Annotated in this window: 17 protein-coding genes; 9 read left to right on the top strand and 8 right to left on the bottom strand. The window is 71.0% G+C overall.

Annotated features, from left to right (window positions below):
• Positions 1–49 precede the first annotated feature (49 nt).
• Positions 50–1,387: a D-inositol-3-phosphate glycosyltransferase gene (gene mshA / locus BU52_RS08815; RefSeq protein ID WP_037930849.1), complete on the top strand. Its 1,338-nt coding sequence runs from the start codon at positions 50–52 to the stop codon at positions 1,385–1,387.
• Positions 1,380–1,907 (top strand): type III secretion system chaperone family protein, encoded by a 528-nt coding sequence (locus BU52_RS08810; RefSeq protein ID WP_037930847.1) that lies wholly within the window; start codon positions 1,380–1,382, stop codon positions 1,905–1,907. The genes mshA and BU52_RS08810 overlap by 8 nt, the downstream gene beginning before the upstream one ends.
• Here the strand turns inward: BU52_RS08810 and BU52_RS08805 are convergent.
• Complete coding sequence (locus BU52_RS08805; RefSeq protein ID WP_037930845.1) at positions 1,861–2,682, bottom strand: AraC family transcriptional regulator; 822 nt, start codon at positions 2,680–2,682, stop codon at positions 1,861–1,863. The two genes, BU52_RS08810 and BU52_RS08805, sit on opposite strands and share 47 nt — an antisense overlap.
• A 49-nt stretch (positions 2,683–2,731) precedes the next feature.
• Between BU52_RS08805 and BU52_RS08800 the strand changes: the two genes are divergently transcribed.
• Both BU52_RS08800 and BU52_RS08795 read left to right on the top strand, forming a co-directional pair.
• Complete coding sequence (locus BU52_RS08800) at positions 2,732–3,154, top strand: DUF2000 domain-containing protein (protein ID WP_037930842.1); 423 nt, start codon at positions 2,732–2,734, stop codon at positions 3,152–3,154.
• A 199-nt stretch (positions 3,155–3,353) separates the two neighbouring features.
• Positions 3,354–3,680, top strand: a complete 327-nt coding sequence (locus BU52_RS08795) for a carboxymuconolactone decarboxylase family protein (protein ID WP_037930839.1) — start codon at positions 3,354–3,356, stop codon at positions 3,678–3,680.
• Positions 3,681–3,730: 50 nt separating this feature from the next.
• On the opposite strand, the gene BU52_RS08790 is transcribed toward BU52_RS08795, so the two are convergent.
• The 7 genes from BU52_RS08790 to BU52_RS08765 form a co-directional block, all read right to left on the bottom strand.
• Positions 3,731–4,504: a methyltransferase domain-containing protein gene (locus BU52_RS08790; RefSeq protein WP_037930836.1), complete on the bottom strand. Its 774-nt coding sequence runs from the start codon at positions 4,502–4,504 to the stop codon at positions 3,731–3,733.
• A gap of 49 nt (positions 4,505–4,553) precedes the next feature.
• Positions 4,554–4,760: a type II toxin-antitoxin system VapB family antitoxin gene (locus BU52_RS08785; RefSeq protein WP_037930833.1), complete on the bottom strand. Its 207-nt coding sequence runs from the start codon at positions 4,758–4,760 to the stop codon at positions 4,554–4,556.
• 24 nt (positions 4,761–4,784) lie between these two features.
• The gene (locus tag BU52_RS08780) at positions 4,785–5,171 is read right to left on the bottom strand and encodes a PIN-like domain-containing protein (protein ID WP_037930829.1); all 387 of its coding nucleotides are present in this window, start codon (positions 5,169–5,171) and stop codon (positions 4,785–4,787) included.
• Entirely contained in the window at positions 5,161–5,817 is a 657-nt protein-coding gene (locus BU52_RS08775) for a DUF433 domain-containing protein (RefSeq protein WP_037930826.1), read from the bottom strand. Before BU52_RS08775 ends, BU52_RS08780 begins: the two co-directional genes overlap by 11 nt.
• 85 nt (positions 5,818–5,902) lie before the next feature.
• Positions 5,903–6,751 (bottom strand): hypothetical protein, encoded by an 849-nt coding sequence (locus BU52_RS08770; protein WP_063829999.1) that lies wholly within the window; start codon positions 6,749–6,751, stop codon positions 5,903–5,905.
• Between the two features lie 280 nt (positions 6,752–7,031).
• Positions 7,032–7,166, bottom strand: coding sequence for a DUF397 domain-containing protein (locus BU52_RS36220; RefSeq protein ID WP_235216291.1), 135 nt, complete (start codon positions 7,164–7,166; stop codon positions 7,032–7,034).
• Positions 7,129–8,043 carry a helix-turn-helix domain-containing protein gene (locus BU52_RS08765; RefSeq protein WP_037930822.1) on the bottom strand — a complete coding sequence of 305 codons (915 nt, stop codon included), beginning with the start codon at positions 8,041–8,043 and terminating at the stop codon, positions 7,129–7,131. The genes BU52_RS36220 and BU52_RS08765 overlap by 38 nt, the downstream gene beginning before the upstream one ends.
• A 181-nt stretch (positions 8,044–8,224) precedes the next feature.
• Here BU52_RS08765 and BU52_RS08760 point away from each other — a divergent pair, with 181 nt between their 5' ends.
• From BU52_RS08760 to BU52_RS08740, 5 genes are all read left to right on the top strand, one after another.
• Positions 8,225–8,653 (top strand): ATP-binding protein, encoded by a 429-nt coding sequence (locus BU52_RS08760; RefSeq protein WP_037930819.1) that lies wholly within the window; start codon positions 8,225–8,227, stop codon positions 8,651–8,653.
• Between the two features lie 91 nt (positions 8,654–8,744).
• Positions 8,745–10,196 carry an FG-GAP-like repeat-containing protein gene (locus tag BU52_RS08755; protein WP_037930817.1) on the top strand — a complete coding sequence of 484 codons (1,452 nt, stop codon included), beginning with the start codon at positions 8,745–8,747 and terminating at the stop codon, positions 10,194–10,196.
• A 14-nt stretch (positions 10,197–10,210) separates the two neighbouring features.
• Positions 10,211–11,554, top strand: coding sequence for an FG-GAP-like repeat-containing protein (locus tag BU52_RS08750; protein WP_037930814.1), 1,344 nt, complete (start codon positions 10,211–10,213; stop codon positions 11,552–11,554).
• A gap of 102 nt (positions 11,555–11,656) precedes the next feature.
• On the top strand, positions 11,657–13,048 hold the full coding sequence (locus tag BU52_RS08745) for a PE-PGRS family protein (protein WP_037930811.1): 1,392 nt from the start codon (positions 11,657–11,659) through the stop codon (positions 13,046–13,048).
• A 30-nt stretch (positions 13,049–13,078) separates the two neighbouring features.
• Complete coding sequence (locus BU52_RS08740; protein ID WP_235216290.1) at positions 13,079–13,681, top strand: hypothetical protein; 603 nt, start codon at positions 13,079–13,081, stop codon at positions 13,679–13,681.
• Positions 13,682–13,687 lie beyond the last annotated feature (6 nt).

The following is a 13,687-nucleotide window of genomic DNA, read 5'->3' as shown; positions in this document are numbered from 1 at the left end:
GGCACGCACACCCTCCGCATGCCATGCCCGCAGCGAGGAGGAACGCCACGTGAGCCAGTACATCGCGAGGCTCGGGCGGCGCTCCCCCGCCGCACCGCCGAGGCTGCGCCTGCACCGCAGGCCCCGCCGCGTGGCGATGCTCTCCGTGCACACCTCCCCGCTCCACCAGCCGGGCACCGGCGACGCCGGCGGCATGAACGTCTACATCGTGGAGCTCGCCCAGCGCCTCGCCGCGATCAACATCGAGGTCGAGATCTTCACCCGGGCGACCTCCGCCGCCCTCCCGCCCAGCGTCGAGCTCGCCCCCGGCGTCCTCGTCCGGCACGTCGACGCCGGCCCCTACGAGGGACTCGCCAAGGAGGAGCTGCCCGCCCAGCTGTGCGCCTTCACCCACGGCGTGATGCAGGCCTGGGCCGGACACCGCCCGGGCCACTACGACCTGGTCCACTCCCACTACTGGCTCTCCGGCCACGTCGGCTGGCTGGCCGCCCAGCGCTGGGGAGTCCCCCTGGTCCACGCCATGCACACCATGGCCAAGGTCAAGAACGCCAACCTGGCCGACGGCGACACCCCCGAGCCCGCCGCCCGGGTCATCGGCGAGACCCAGATCGTCGCCGCCGCCGACCGGCTGATCGCCAACACCGAGGAAGAGGCCGATGAACTCCTGCGGCACTACGCCGCCGACCCGCACAAGGTCGCCGTCGTCCACCCCGGCGTGAACCTGGACCGCTTCCGCCCCGCCGACGGCCGCGCCGCCGCGCGCGCCCGCCTCGGCCTGCCGAGCGACGCCCTGATCCCCCTCTTCGCGGGCCGCATCCAGCCCCTCAAGGCCCCCGACGTCCTCCTCCGCGCGGTGGCCGCCCTGCTCGACGAGCGCCCCGAACTGCGCTCCCGGATCTGCGTCCCCGTGGTCGGCGGCCCCAGCGGCAGCGGCCTCGCCAGGCCGGAGGGCCTGCAGAAGCTCGCCGCGCGGCTCGGCATCGCCGACGTGGTCCGCTTCCACCCGCCCGTCGGCCAGGAACAGCTCGCGGACTGGTTCCGCGCGGCGTCCGTGCTCGTCATGCCGTCCTACAGCGAGTCCTTCGGCCTGGTCGCCATAGAGGCACAGGCCGCCGGCACCCCGGTGCTCGCCGCCGCGGTGGGCGGGCTCCCGGTCGCCGTCCGGGACGGACGGACCGGTTTCCTCGTCCAGGGCCACGATCCACGCGCCTACGCGCGCGTGCTGCGCGACTTCGCCGACCACCCGCACCTCGCCGCCCGCATGGGCGAGGCCGCCGCCCGGCACGCCCAGTCCTTCGGCTGGGACACCGCGGCCGCCGCCACGGCCGACGTCTACACGGCCGCGACCCAGGCCCACCGCCGTCACGTACGCTCGCACCATGGCTGACAACGCAGCGGAAACGGAGCGGGCGGCGCAGGTCATCGAGGGCGTGGTGAAGGACGCCGGACTGGAGTGGGAGAACCCCGCCCCCGGCAACTACGTCGTGAAGCTCCCCGGCACCCGCAAGCTCTCCACGACCGTCTCCCTGATCGCGGGCCGGCACACGCTCTCCCTCAACGCCTTCGTCATCCGTCACCCCGACGAGAACGAGGCCGGCGTCCACCGCTGGCTCCTGGAGCGCAACCTCAAGCTGTTCGGCGTGAGTTACGCCGTCGACCCGCTCGGCGACATCTACGTCACCGGCCGCCTGCCGCTCTCCGCCGTCACCGCGGAGGAACTCGACCGCCTCCTCGGCCAGGTCCTCGAGGCCGCCGACGGCAGCTTCAACACCCTGCTGGAACTCGGCTTCGCCTCCGCGATCCGCAAGGAGTACGACTGGCGGGTCGCACGCGGCGAATCCACCTGCAATTTGGACGCGTTCACGCACCTGCTCCAGCGCCCGTCGCCCGGTAACGACCCGGGGTGACCCCCACCAGCTTCCGGAAGTGCCGGGTGAGATGCGCCTGGTCGTAGAACCCGGCGGCGACCGCGGCGCCGCCCGGTGACCGCCCCTCCAGCAGCAGCCGCCGGGCCCGCCCGACCCGGCGGGACGTCAGGTACTGGTGCGGCGCGATGCCGTACGCCCCGCTGAACGCCCGTACGAGATGGGCCGGATGGGCGGACAGCAGCCTGCCCGCCTCCTGAAGCGTGAGGCCGTCGACCACCCGCTCGTCGAGCAACTCCCGCAGCCGGCGGGCGAGTACCGGGTCCCGCCGGGGCGACCGCGCGGCTTCCCGCGACCGCAGATGCTCCCGCAACCGCTCCCCGACCAGCGTCAGCCTGCTCTCCGCCTCCAGTTCGTCCCCGGGCCGCAGGAGCGCGGAGTGCACCTGCCCGACGCGCCGCCGCAGCAGGGGGTCGCGCAGATCGGGCCGGTCGACGGCGGCCCCGATGAGATCGTCGCCCAGCCGGCTGGTGTCGAGGTACAGCACCCGCTTGCGGAAGCCGCCGGCGGTGGCGGGGGCGCCGTTGTGGGGGACGTGCGGCGGCAGCAGGGACACCGTGTCGTGCGGGGTGCCGTGCTCGTGCCGGTCCAGGTCGTACCGGACGGCGCCGTCGTCGACGATGAGCAGCGTCCAGGCGTCATGGACGTGCATCGGGTAGGCGTACTCGGTGAAGCGGGCGTGGAACACCTCGACGACGCCCGGCACCCGGGGCCGCCAGGCGGACACCGTCGCCCCTGAGGTCGCCTGGGAGGGCATGCAAACAACGTACAAGACGCCGGCGCCGCCGGGTCGGCAGTCTCACCCCATGAGCACGAGCACCCGCTTCGACACGAAGATCGCCGTCCTGCTGCGCGAGGACCTGGAGCCCTGGCAGCGCCTCAACGTCACCGCCTTCCTGGTCAGCGGCCTGGGCACGCAGTTCCCCGAGGTGATCGGGGAGGCTTACGAGGACGCGGACGGCGAGCGGTACCTGCCGATGTTCCGCCAGCCGGTCCTGGTCTTCCAGAGCACGAAGGAGGTCCTGAAGGCGGCCCACGCGCGTGCGCTGAGCCGCGCCGTGCCGCGCGCCGTCTTCACCGGCGACCTGTTCGCCACGGGCCACGACGAGGCCAACCGCGCGGCGGTACGCGCCGTCGGCACGACGGACCTGGACCTGGTCGGCCTGTCGGTCCACGGCCCGAGGAACACCGTGGACAAGATCCTGAAGGGCGCCAGGATGCACCCGTGACACGGGTTCCGGCTCAGGCCTTCCTGACGGCGATCGTGTCGGATACCAGTCTTTCGAGCGTTCCCCTCGACGGGCGATCAGTGCGAAACGGACGTAGCGTCGGAGCGGACACACGGTCGAGCGGTGCTGTGCCACAGGCGCAGTCTCCGTATCCCGTGTCCGTCGGTTCCCCTTCCCCACCGACAGGAGAAGACGGCCCATGGCCACAGCATCTGAGACCCCGGTACTGGACACCCTCGTCGCGATGACGGTCGACTCGGTCGAGCGGTGCGGGCTGGACCAGGAGACGTTCATGCTCACCCGCATCGCGGCCCTCGCCGCGTCGGACGCCCCGCCGATCTCCTACATCGCGCACATCGACCCGGCCATCCAGTCCGGGATGACGGCCGAGAAGGTGCAGGACGTCCTGGTCGCCATCGCCCCCGTGGTGGGTACGGCCCGCGTCATGACGGCCGCGGCGAACATCGCCAAGGCCCTCGGCATCACGATCGCCGTCGCCGACGCCGAGACGGAGGGCCGCGCGTAGGGACGCACGGCAGTACGGCGGCCGTCGCGGATCCCGCGGCGGTCGCCGTGTCAGCGTGCGCAGACCACGCTGATCAGCGTGAACGACGCGTAGAACGGCCCCTCGGAGAGACCGGCGAACCAGTCACGGCCGCGGGCCGGGTCGATGTGGCCCCCATCGATGGCCTTCTGCAGATTGCGCCCCAGGCCCAGCATGTGGTCCGCCTCCCGGAAGTCCAGGAAGACAGGGGTCACGGCACTCACGTCCTCGACGCGGAAGCCCGCCCGTCCGGCGAGGCGGGCGAGGCGGCGGCCGATGGTCGCGTGACGGACCACCTCCGCCGTGGTGAAGCGGGTGAAGGCGCGGCTGGTGTCGAGATCCTCGGAATCGACCACCAGCGTGTCCCAGTCGGGTTCCGCGAGGCCGATCCGCGCGCCGGGCCGGGTGGCGCGACGCAGTTCCGCGAGGACGCCGGACGGTTCGGCCACGTGCATGAGCACGCGGTCGACCTTGGCGCGGTCCACCGTCCCCGGCTCGACGGGAAGCGTGTGGGCGTCCCCTTCGCGGACCTCCACCCGCCGCAGCTCCGCCGTGCGCGCCCGGGCCTGCTCCAGCATCGCCGGGTCCCGGTCCACACCGATCACGGTCCCTGTCTCACCGACGCGTTCCGCCAGCGCGGGCAGATCGGTGCCGGGTCCGCATCCGACGTCCAGGACGGTGAGCCCTGTCTCGATGTCCAGGGCTTCGAGGAGTCGCTGCTTGTAGGCACGGCCGGTGTGGCCGGCGGCCGCTCGCAGCATGTAGGCGGCCTGATCGGGGCGGGGTACACCGAGAGTCGTCGACATGCGCGCAAGTCAACCACCTGCTTCATCCCTGTGCTCAGCCGTGACGAAATCAGCCCGAGGGGCGCTTGAGGAGGCCCAGGCCGGAGGCGCCGTCCTCCGATACGGCTCGCAGGCGGGTGCGTGCCTGTGCGCGGTGCCGGCACTCCAGCACCTCACGCAGCGCGGCGTTCACCGTCTCCGCCTTGGTGCCCGTGCCGAGTGCCTTGGCCACGTCGCACACGAGCTCATCGTCCAGTTCGAGCACGGTACGACTCACTGCTCCCACCTCCTGGACCGCCCGTCAGGGCCACGTTCGTTCAATACGGTCGTGCCGCACGGCGTAGGCCGCTGGTCCGCCCCTCGCGACGGCCCGGTGGATCGCGTCTTCGTGCGCGACGAGCCGTTCGACCATGTCGAGGGCGCGTAGTTGCTGGTTGTCGAGGTAGAAGAGCACAGCCTGGCGGTCCAGCACGGGCCGGATCTCCAGGTCCCGGGTCTTGATGCGCCCGTCCTTCGAAAGCGGTACCCAGGACCGATCGAGGCCGTGAGCGATCCACACCTCGTCCGCGATGTCCTGCCCGTCATCCGGGAAGACGTCCCCGATGCGGTGGACCTCCCACCCGGCGGCCTTCAGCCCTTCCGCGACACGACGCCCGAGATTGCGGTCGAGGAAGAACTCAGGCGGCAAGGTGCACCACGGCCCGGCACAGTTCGTCCACTTGCTCAGGCGTCATGTCGTAGTCGTACGCGATGTCCTCGACGCTCTCCCCGGCCTCCCACAGGTCGCTGATGGCCTTGACGGCGACCCGGTTGGCGGCGACCACGGGCAGACCGTGTCCGAACCTGGGGTCGATCACGACGGGGACGGAGTCCGGGTACTGCCTCAACCGCAGGCTGGAGGGGAAGTCGTCGCCCGGCTCCCATGTGAGGTAGCGGAGGTAGTCGGAGACTACTTCCTGGATGGGGACTTGGCCGTCACGGGCTCTGCGGAGGTCCCCCCAGCCGTGTTCGATGAAGATGTCCACGCCGTCCGTGGCTACCCTCTTGGAGACGAGGCCGTACGGAGTGTCGAAGGCATCCCGCACGGCAGCGGCCGCCTCCCTGATCTCGCTCATGCGCAGCCCAAGAGAGCGCAGCGACCGCAGAACGTGTGCCTCGGCCACCGCGATGAAAGGCACGGAGGGCTGTCCCTTCCGTACCGGCTCCACCTGGTGGACCAGCGGTGCTCCGGCGGCCTGACCCCTCAGCCACGAGGTGAGAGTCGACTGCGGGATCTCGAGGTAGGAGGCCGTCTCCGCGGGCGTCAGAAGGCCGTCCGTGAACCTGTCGACCATGCCCCACCTCCTCTTGACGCCGGGTTTTGCATCGTCGCATACCCAGCCTCCCAGCTGAGGGCGCATCGCACACCCGGCCACTGGCTCAGGCCGCCGCACGGAAACGGACCTCCGATCGGCAGTCACGGCAGTGGCCGGGGGCCGGGGCGCGGAACGCGCGGTCGCAGCCGTCGCACGTCTGGAAGGGCAGGACGGCCGGGGGCACCTCGCGGTGTGTCGGCGCGGGAGGCGGGGGAGCGGGCAGTGGTGTCTCGCGCAGGCGGAAGGCGAGGATGGCTGCCGGGCGGGCGTGCAGCCGGTCGGGGAGGCTCGCGGTCAGCAGCTTGATGATCTGCACCGGCGCCATGCCCGCCGCCAGCCACTCGGACACGGCCGGCGCCAGCCGTGCGGCCTCCTGTACGGACAGGAGGAGACGGGGGTCGATCCGGCGCAGTGCGGCGAGTACGGCAACGGCCTCGGGATCGGCGTCGTCGAGCGACACTGGCGGCTCCGGATCGGGCTCCGGCTCCGGCTCGGGCTGTGGCGTCCGTGGCACGGTCGGGGCGGGTTGCTCCTGCGGCCCCTCGCGGTCCGTGCGCGGAGCATCGCCCGGTACGTCGTAGAAGTACGTCCGGGTGCGGATCTGCCCGGAGGGCAGGCGTTCGCGGCGGCGTTCCAGGTAACCGGCGGCCTCCAGCTCCCTGAGCGCCCGCGAGATCAGGATCTCGCCCTCGGTGAAGTGCGCGCACAGGGCGGCGATGCTGACGGGGGTGCCGGTGGGCAGGGAGAGGATGTAGACCGCGACGCCGATGGTGACCGCGCTGCCGCGTCGCTGTGCGAGGGCGTTGGAGATCACGGTGAAGTCGGCGGTGAGCCGGGTGCGGACGTGGATCACGCCGGAGGTCGGTGCTCCGGCGTCGGCGCGCAGGCGCGCGTTAGACTGCGGGTCAGCCATTGGGAAGGGTGTTCTTCCTGATCGGTCAGGCCCTCGATCGGGACGGCAATCCCGGCCGGGGGCCGTATTCGTTTGTGGTGGTTGCCGCGAACGTAGCCGTCCGCGTCCCGCGCCTGCAAGCCGGTCACCCGCACGAGTGACGCGGGCCTTCCGGCCGGGAGGGTGGGTGGGCGGGTAGTTCTTTCTCCCGGTTCTCTGGGGAGGTCAGTGGCCCACCGGACCCTCGCGGACGAGGAACCGGCGGGCCGGGACGACGCAGCCTGACCGGTGCCCGGCGGGCTCAGATCCGGTGCTGGCCGGACGCCTTCAGCTCGCCTATGAACGCGGTCCAGGCGCTGCCTCCGAAGCGGAGTGCGGGCCCCTGCGGGACCTTGCTGTCACGGACGGGGACGGCGCCGGGGAGTCCGTCCGCCACTTCCACGCAATCGCCCCCCGCCTGATTGCTGTAGCTGCTCTTGCGCCAGGCGGCGCCGCTCGGATCGGGTCGGTACTTTCGCGCCACGGTAGTTGCCCTCCATCGCGGACCGGATCATGTCGAGGGACATGAGCGGGGGCAGCGCCACTGCCCTGAGCCGATCGTAAATCACCTTGTACCGGGCGACGTTGGTCGGTTCCTCGATGAGTTGTCCGTAGTCCGAGCCCTCCGTGTAGGCGGTCTCCGAGCCGTCCGGGAGGGTCAGAACGGTCAGTGAGCCGCCCATGGCTTCATGGCCGCCCTGGTCGAACGGCAGCACCTGCACGGTGATGTGGCGCTCCGCCGCTGCCTCGACCAGTCGGTCCAACTGCGCCCGCATTACGACGCGTCCGCCGATCGGTCGTTTCAGCACCGACTCGTCGAGGATCACGCACAGCTCCGGTCGGCCGGGCGAGCCGAGTCGTGTCTGGCGTGCCATGCGGGCGGTGACGCGCTCCTCCAGCTGATCCTCGCCGTCGAGCAGGGCGTCCAGACTCAGCACCGCTCGTGCGTAGTCCTCCGTCTGCAGCAGGCCGGGCACGACATGGGCGGCGTACTGCCTGATCGACACCGCCCGTTCCGAGTACGCCATGAACTTCCGCGACCAGTCCGGAAACGTCTCCCGGTACACGTACGGCCACAGCTCCACGAGCAGATCGTCCGCACCGAGGACCGCGTCCAGCGCCCGCGCCAGTTCCAGCGTCGGCTTTGCGCCGGACGCCCGCTCGATCTGGGTGATCCGCGTGCCCACCACATGAACCCGCGCACCGAGTTCCGCCTGCGTCAGTCCGGCCGCCGTACGGAGCTTGCGCACCCGTGTGCCGAACAGCGCCGCCATGGACGTACTGGGGTCAATTCCGTTGGCCAAAGGGTCACTTCCATCCCTTACGAACCGAAAGGTAAGGCTGTGTCACCTTCCGAGCGTAGGACGCTCCGACGACGCTTGAGCACGGAACGTGATGACTCGCGCACGTCGCGAGACGACGACAGGCAAGGGCGGAACCACCGTGCTCCCAGGAATGACGACGACCACCACCACGCGCGAGGCGCAGTTCCCCTCGACACCCCGTGGCGCCCGACTCGCGCGGCACCTGGCCGTGCGGTGGATGGAGGAGTGGGGATACCCGCAGGTGTCGGACGCGTCCTGCGTGGTCGCCCTGGTCGTCGGTGAACTCGCCGCGAACGCCGTTCAGCACGGCCGGGTACCGGGACGGGATTTCCGCCTCGCACTTGTCCACGGCGAGCCGTCGGGACTGGTCCGGGTCGAGGTCGCCGACGCCGCGTCCGGCAAGCGGCGGCCGCCGGTTGCCCCGCCCACGGTCTGCCCCGAGGGCGAGTCGGGCCGCGGCCTGTTCCTGGTGGACGTCCTGGCCGCGCGCTGGGGCTGGGAGCCACGGCATCCCGTGGGCAAGACGGTGTGGGCGGAGGTGCTGTGTCAGCAGGAGTGAGAACTCACGTACAACCATTGGTGGTTCATGCGCGTCGAAGATCGCAGTTCAAGTGTCCACGCACAGGACGCTTCTGGGACCTCGGAGAACCATGCCCTCCTCACGCACCGTCCTCGCCGCCGCGGCGGCCCTCGCGACGGCCCTCTGCACTCCGCTCCTCGTCGCCCCCGCGGCGTCCGCGGCACCCGCCAAGCTCGCCGACGACTTCAACGGCGACGGCTACCGTGACCTGGTCATGCTGGGCGGGACACACGGCAAGGACGGCCGGGTCACCGTCGTCTACGGCACGTCGACCGGCCCCGGCACCCGCGTCCAGACCATCCACCAGGACTCGGCCGGCATACCCGGCGCGGTGGAGGAGGGCGACCAGTGGGGCTTCGCGGCGACCACCGCCGACCTGGACCGCGACGGCTACGCCGACCTGGTCGTCGCCTCGCCCGGTGAGGCCGTCGGCGACGTGCAGATGCGCGGCGGACTGACGGTCGTGTGGGGCGGGTCCAAGGGGCTGGGCTCCGGCACCGTCTTCCACTCGCCCATCGCGCCGGAGTACGCGGGCTCGGGCGACTCGTTCGGTGAGGACGTCGTGGCCGGCGACTTCGACGGTGACGGCGACCAGGACCTCGCGGCGGTCAGCCACAGCCGCGCCGGTGTGGTCCTGTTGGAAGGACCCTTCACCCGCACCGGCGGGAAGGCCGGCTGGCAGCGCCTCGGCGAGGACTACGGCTACCTGAACGCCTCCCAGCTCACCGCGGGCCGGGTCACCGCGGATGCCGCCACGGACCTGTACATCCTCGGTTCGGACCTCGGGGTCGGCGACGGGGACATGGGTGCCTTCTTCCACCGCGGAGGCGCGGGCTTCGCCCGGGTCGCCGGCCGGCTGCCCGTACCCGACGACCTCGGCCACCAGGTCGGCGGCGGAACGATCACCACCGTCGGCGACTTCGACAAGGACGGTTACGGCGACCTCGCCATCGGCCGCGGTTACGAGCAGCCGGACGCGGAGCGGGGGTACGTCACCGTCCAGTACGGCGGTCCCTCGGGTCCGGACACCGCGCGCAAGCCGGTCAAGTTCACGCAGGACACGGCGGGCGTGCCCGGCGGTGTGGAGAACGGGGACCACTTCGGTTCCTCCGTCTCGGCGGGCGACGTCAACGGCGACGGATACGCCGACCTCGCCATCGGCGCCTCCGGCGAGGACCTGGCGGGCAAGCGCGACGCGGGCATGGTCACCGTGCTGCTGGGCCGGGCGGGGGGCCTGTCCGGCACCGGTGCCAAGGCGTACGACCAGGACACCTCCGGTGTCGCGGGCGGCATCGAGCACGACGACTACTTCGGCTGGAGCGTCAAGCTCACCGACTACACCCGCGACGGCCGCGCCGACCTGCTCGTCGACACGAACGACTGGCTGGACAACAGCCGTCACGGCATGATCCACCTGCTGAAGGGCTCCTCGGCGGGCACCACCGGTACGGGCTCGAAGACCTTCACGGTGAACACCCTCAAGCTCTCCTACACGACGCTGTTCGGCCCCTTCCCGCACTGAACCGAGGACATCCCTTGCGCAGCAGAACCACGACGATCACTCTCGCCGCGGCCGTCCTCGGCTGCGGTCTCGTCCCCCTCACCGCCGCCACCCCGGCCGCCGCCGCCCCCGCCAAGTACGCGGACGACTTCAACGGCGACGGGTACCGCGACTACGCCTACGGCGACAGCGTCACCGACGCGGGCTCGGACGGCTCCGGAACCGTCGGCATCATCTACGGCACCGCCACCGGACCCGACGGGCGCAGGCAGAACATCACGCAGAACAGCGCGGGCGTTCCCGGCGCCAACGAGTGGGACGACGGTTTCGGCAACGCCATGGCGGGCGCCGACTTCAACCGTGACGGGTACGCCGACCTGGCCGTCGGCGTCTACGGCGAGGACGTCGGCACCGGCAAGGAGCAGGGTGCCGTCATGATCCTCTGGGGGTCCGCGTCGGGTCTGTCCGGCGCCACCTCCGTCCCGAACAAGGCGCCCCAGAGGTACGGCCAGATGGGACTCGACCTCGCCGTCGGCGACTTCAACGGCGACGGGAAACCCGACCTGGCCACGCTCAACAACCACACGGCCCACGTGTACGTCGGCTCCTTCACCAAGTCCGGCTTCACCGGCAAGGTCACCAAGCTCACCAACGACGGCATGTTCGCCGAGCACCTGGCCGCCGGGAAGGTCACCAAGGACGCGGCTGCCGACCTCGTGGTCATCGGCGCGGTGGACGGAACCGAGCACACCGTCAGCGGGGCCTGGTTCATCCGCGGCGGAAGCACCCTCACCCGGGGCGCGACGTACAAGCTGGGCACCGGCGAGGACACCAGCTGGGAGGTCGACGCGCAGATCGCCGACTTCAACAAGGACGGGTACGGGGACATCGCGCTCGGTCACCCCAACGCCAACGGCAAGGGCGGCGTCCTCGTCTGGCGCGGCGGCTCCAGCGGCCCCGGCAGCGTCACCCGTATCAACCAGAACACCGCGGGCGTCGCCGGCGGCATGGAGGTCGGCGACCGCTTCGGTGAGCGGATCTCCGTGGGTGACGTCAACCGCGACGGATATCCGGACCTCGCCGTGGCCGCCCCCGGAGAGGACCTGGGCGGGTACGCCGACGCGGGCGCCGTCCACATCCTGCGCGGCAGCGCCTCCGGGCTCACCGGGGCGAAGTCGCAGTTCTTCGACCGCACCAGCTCGGGTGTGCCGGGAGGTCTGGAGGAGAACGCGAGCTTCGGCCAGTCGCTGCGGCTGCGCGACTCCGACCGCGACGGTTACGCCGACCTCTTCACGGACGACCTGCGTCTTCCCGGTTCCCCGGGCGGCATCACGACGTCCGGCATCCAGGGGACGGTCTCCTCCGGCTTCATGCAGTAGAGGGCGGTCCTTCCTGCGCCCCGCCCCCCGATCGCCGTCCGTCGGCCTATTCTGAGCCGCGGGCGGCGAGGGCCAAGTCGGTGGGCGAGGGACGGGGCGGGCATGTCGTTTCGTGGAGCGAATCCCGAGGATCTGGAGCAGTTGGCGAAACTCCTGGACGGGCGCGGTGGTGTGGAGGACCGCCTCGACGAGGCCTTCACCCGGGCCGCCCGTCTGGGGGTGAGCGGGCAGCTGGCGCCGCTGAAGCCGATGCGGTCCTGGACCCGCGACGAGGCCGCGGACCTGCGTAAGCGCGCGGTCCTCCTCCGCCTGGAGAACGGCGACCCGACGGCCGGGCTGCTGTGGGCGGGATTCACCGCGAAGGACCTGGAGAAGTACCAGGGCGAGGGGATCAAGCCGGAGACGTTACTGCTGGCCAACTCGGTTGCGGCGAGCGGCGATCCGAACGCGAAGGACCTGGCACGGCAGCCGGGGGAGAAGCTCGGCGACTGGATCATCCGGCTCGAGGCGCACGCCCTCGCGAAGATCCCGGGTCTGGAACCGCACGAAGAGACCCTCACCGAGTTGATCAAGTTCGGCAGCGACGCGTTCAACGTGGCGGCCGCGGTCCAGGTCTCGGTGGCGAGCGGCTTCGCGGGCACGAAGGTGCTGCTGGGCAACGCGGTGAAGACGGGCAGACTCGGGCCGATGAAGGACGCCCTCGCCGCACGCTGGACCGCGGCCGGGAGCAACCCCATCCTGCGCTGGGCGGGCACCAGGCTCGGCAACTACAACCCGCCCATCCGCTCGCTGGCCGCCCCCGGAAGCTGGCTCCCCGGCCAGCTCGGCAACATGGCCTCCCGCAGTCAGAGGTACCAGCGGGTCGCCAACGTGCCCTTCAGCTCGGGCTTCCTGGGCGACCGTTGGGGCGGCGGATGGGACGCGCTGCGCCGGCGCGGCTTCATGAACGCGAAGCTGCTGGGCTTCACGCCCAACCAGGCCATCAACTTCTTCGCCGGGTCGGACGACGTGGCCCGCATGTACGGCGGCCTGACGCACTCAGGGCAGGCGGTCGTCCGCGCGGGACAGGCCAACCTCCTGACGGTCGGCAAGGCCGGTGGATTCGGCGCGGCAGCGAAGACCGCCGGGCTGTGGCGTGGGGCCGGCATCGTCGGCTCGGCGGGTGCGACGGCCTTCTCCGTGGCCAACATCGCCACCATGGACCACGCCAAGGAGTGGGAGAAGAGCAAGGCCGGCTACCTGGCCAACTACGCGGAGGCCGGCTTCAACGCCTCCCTGACCGCGGCGATGGTCGCCCCCACCCCGCTCACGATCGGCCTCGCCGTGGGCACCGGCCTCGTCTACGGCGGGCTGAAGGTCGTAGAGCACTGGGACGACATCACGGAGGGCGCCGACAAGGCGGCCGAGTGGGTGGGCGACAAGGCGAGCGACCTCGGCAACGACATCGCCGACGGCGCCAAGAAACTGGGCAGCGCGCTGAACCCGTTCGATTAGCAGACGCGAGAGATGAGAGCCTTCGTCGTCATGGATACGAGCAGTGAGTCCCTGCACTTCGAGTTGTTGCCGTACAGGACCGCACCCAGGAAGCAGCTGCCCACGGCCGGGATCAAGGGCGACGTGGGGCACTTCGGGTCCGTCCTCGTGGAGCGCTGCCCGCTCCATCGGCCGCTCGACAAGGGAATGGACACCGCCCGGCTGAGCGGTCCCGCCTTCCCGGAGACGGTCTTCCGGGGGAAGCGCCGGTCGGGACGGCCGTCGCTGTTCAAGGCGGAGCTCACCCTTGACGGACGGGCGGCGGAGCTGCGGTTCAACGCCAGGGCCTTGAAGCGTGAGGACCGCGTGCTGCGCATCACGTACGACGGTCGGGAGTACGTCTACTCCTCAGACGGCCTGGGCAAGGCGAAAGTCCTGGAACGAGAAGGGATCCGGGTCTCCATGGCACTCGGTCGCCACATCCCACCGGCCGATATCGCCAGCGCGGGTACGGCCACCGGCCCGGTGGACGCCGTGGACCTGGCGATCGCCATCGTGCTGGAGGAGGTGGACACCGACGTGCTGACCCTGACCGGCGCCGCACTGTCCTCCCCCTTCGCCCTCATGCAGCACTTCTCGGACCGGGCGGAGTAGCGGGCC

It is taken from the genome of Streptomyces toyocaensis, assembly GCF_000725125.1.
GTDB lineage: Bacteria > Actinomycetota > Actinomycetes > Streptomycetales > Streptomycetaceae > Streptomyces > Streptomyces toyocaensis.
This window is presented reverse-complemented; position numbering and strand designations above follow the sequence as displayed.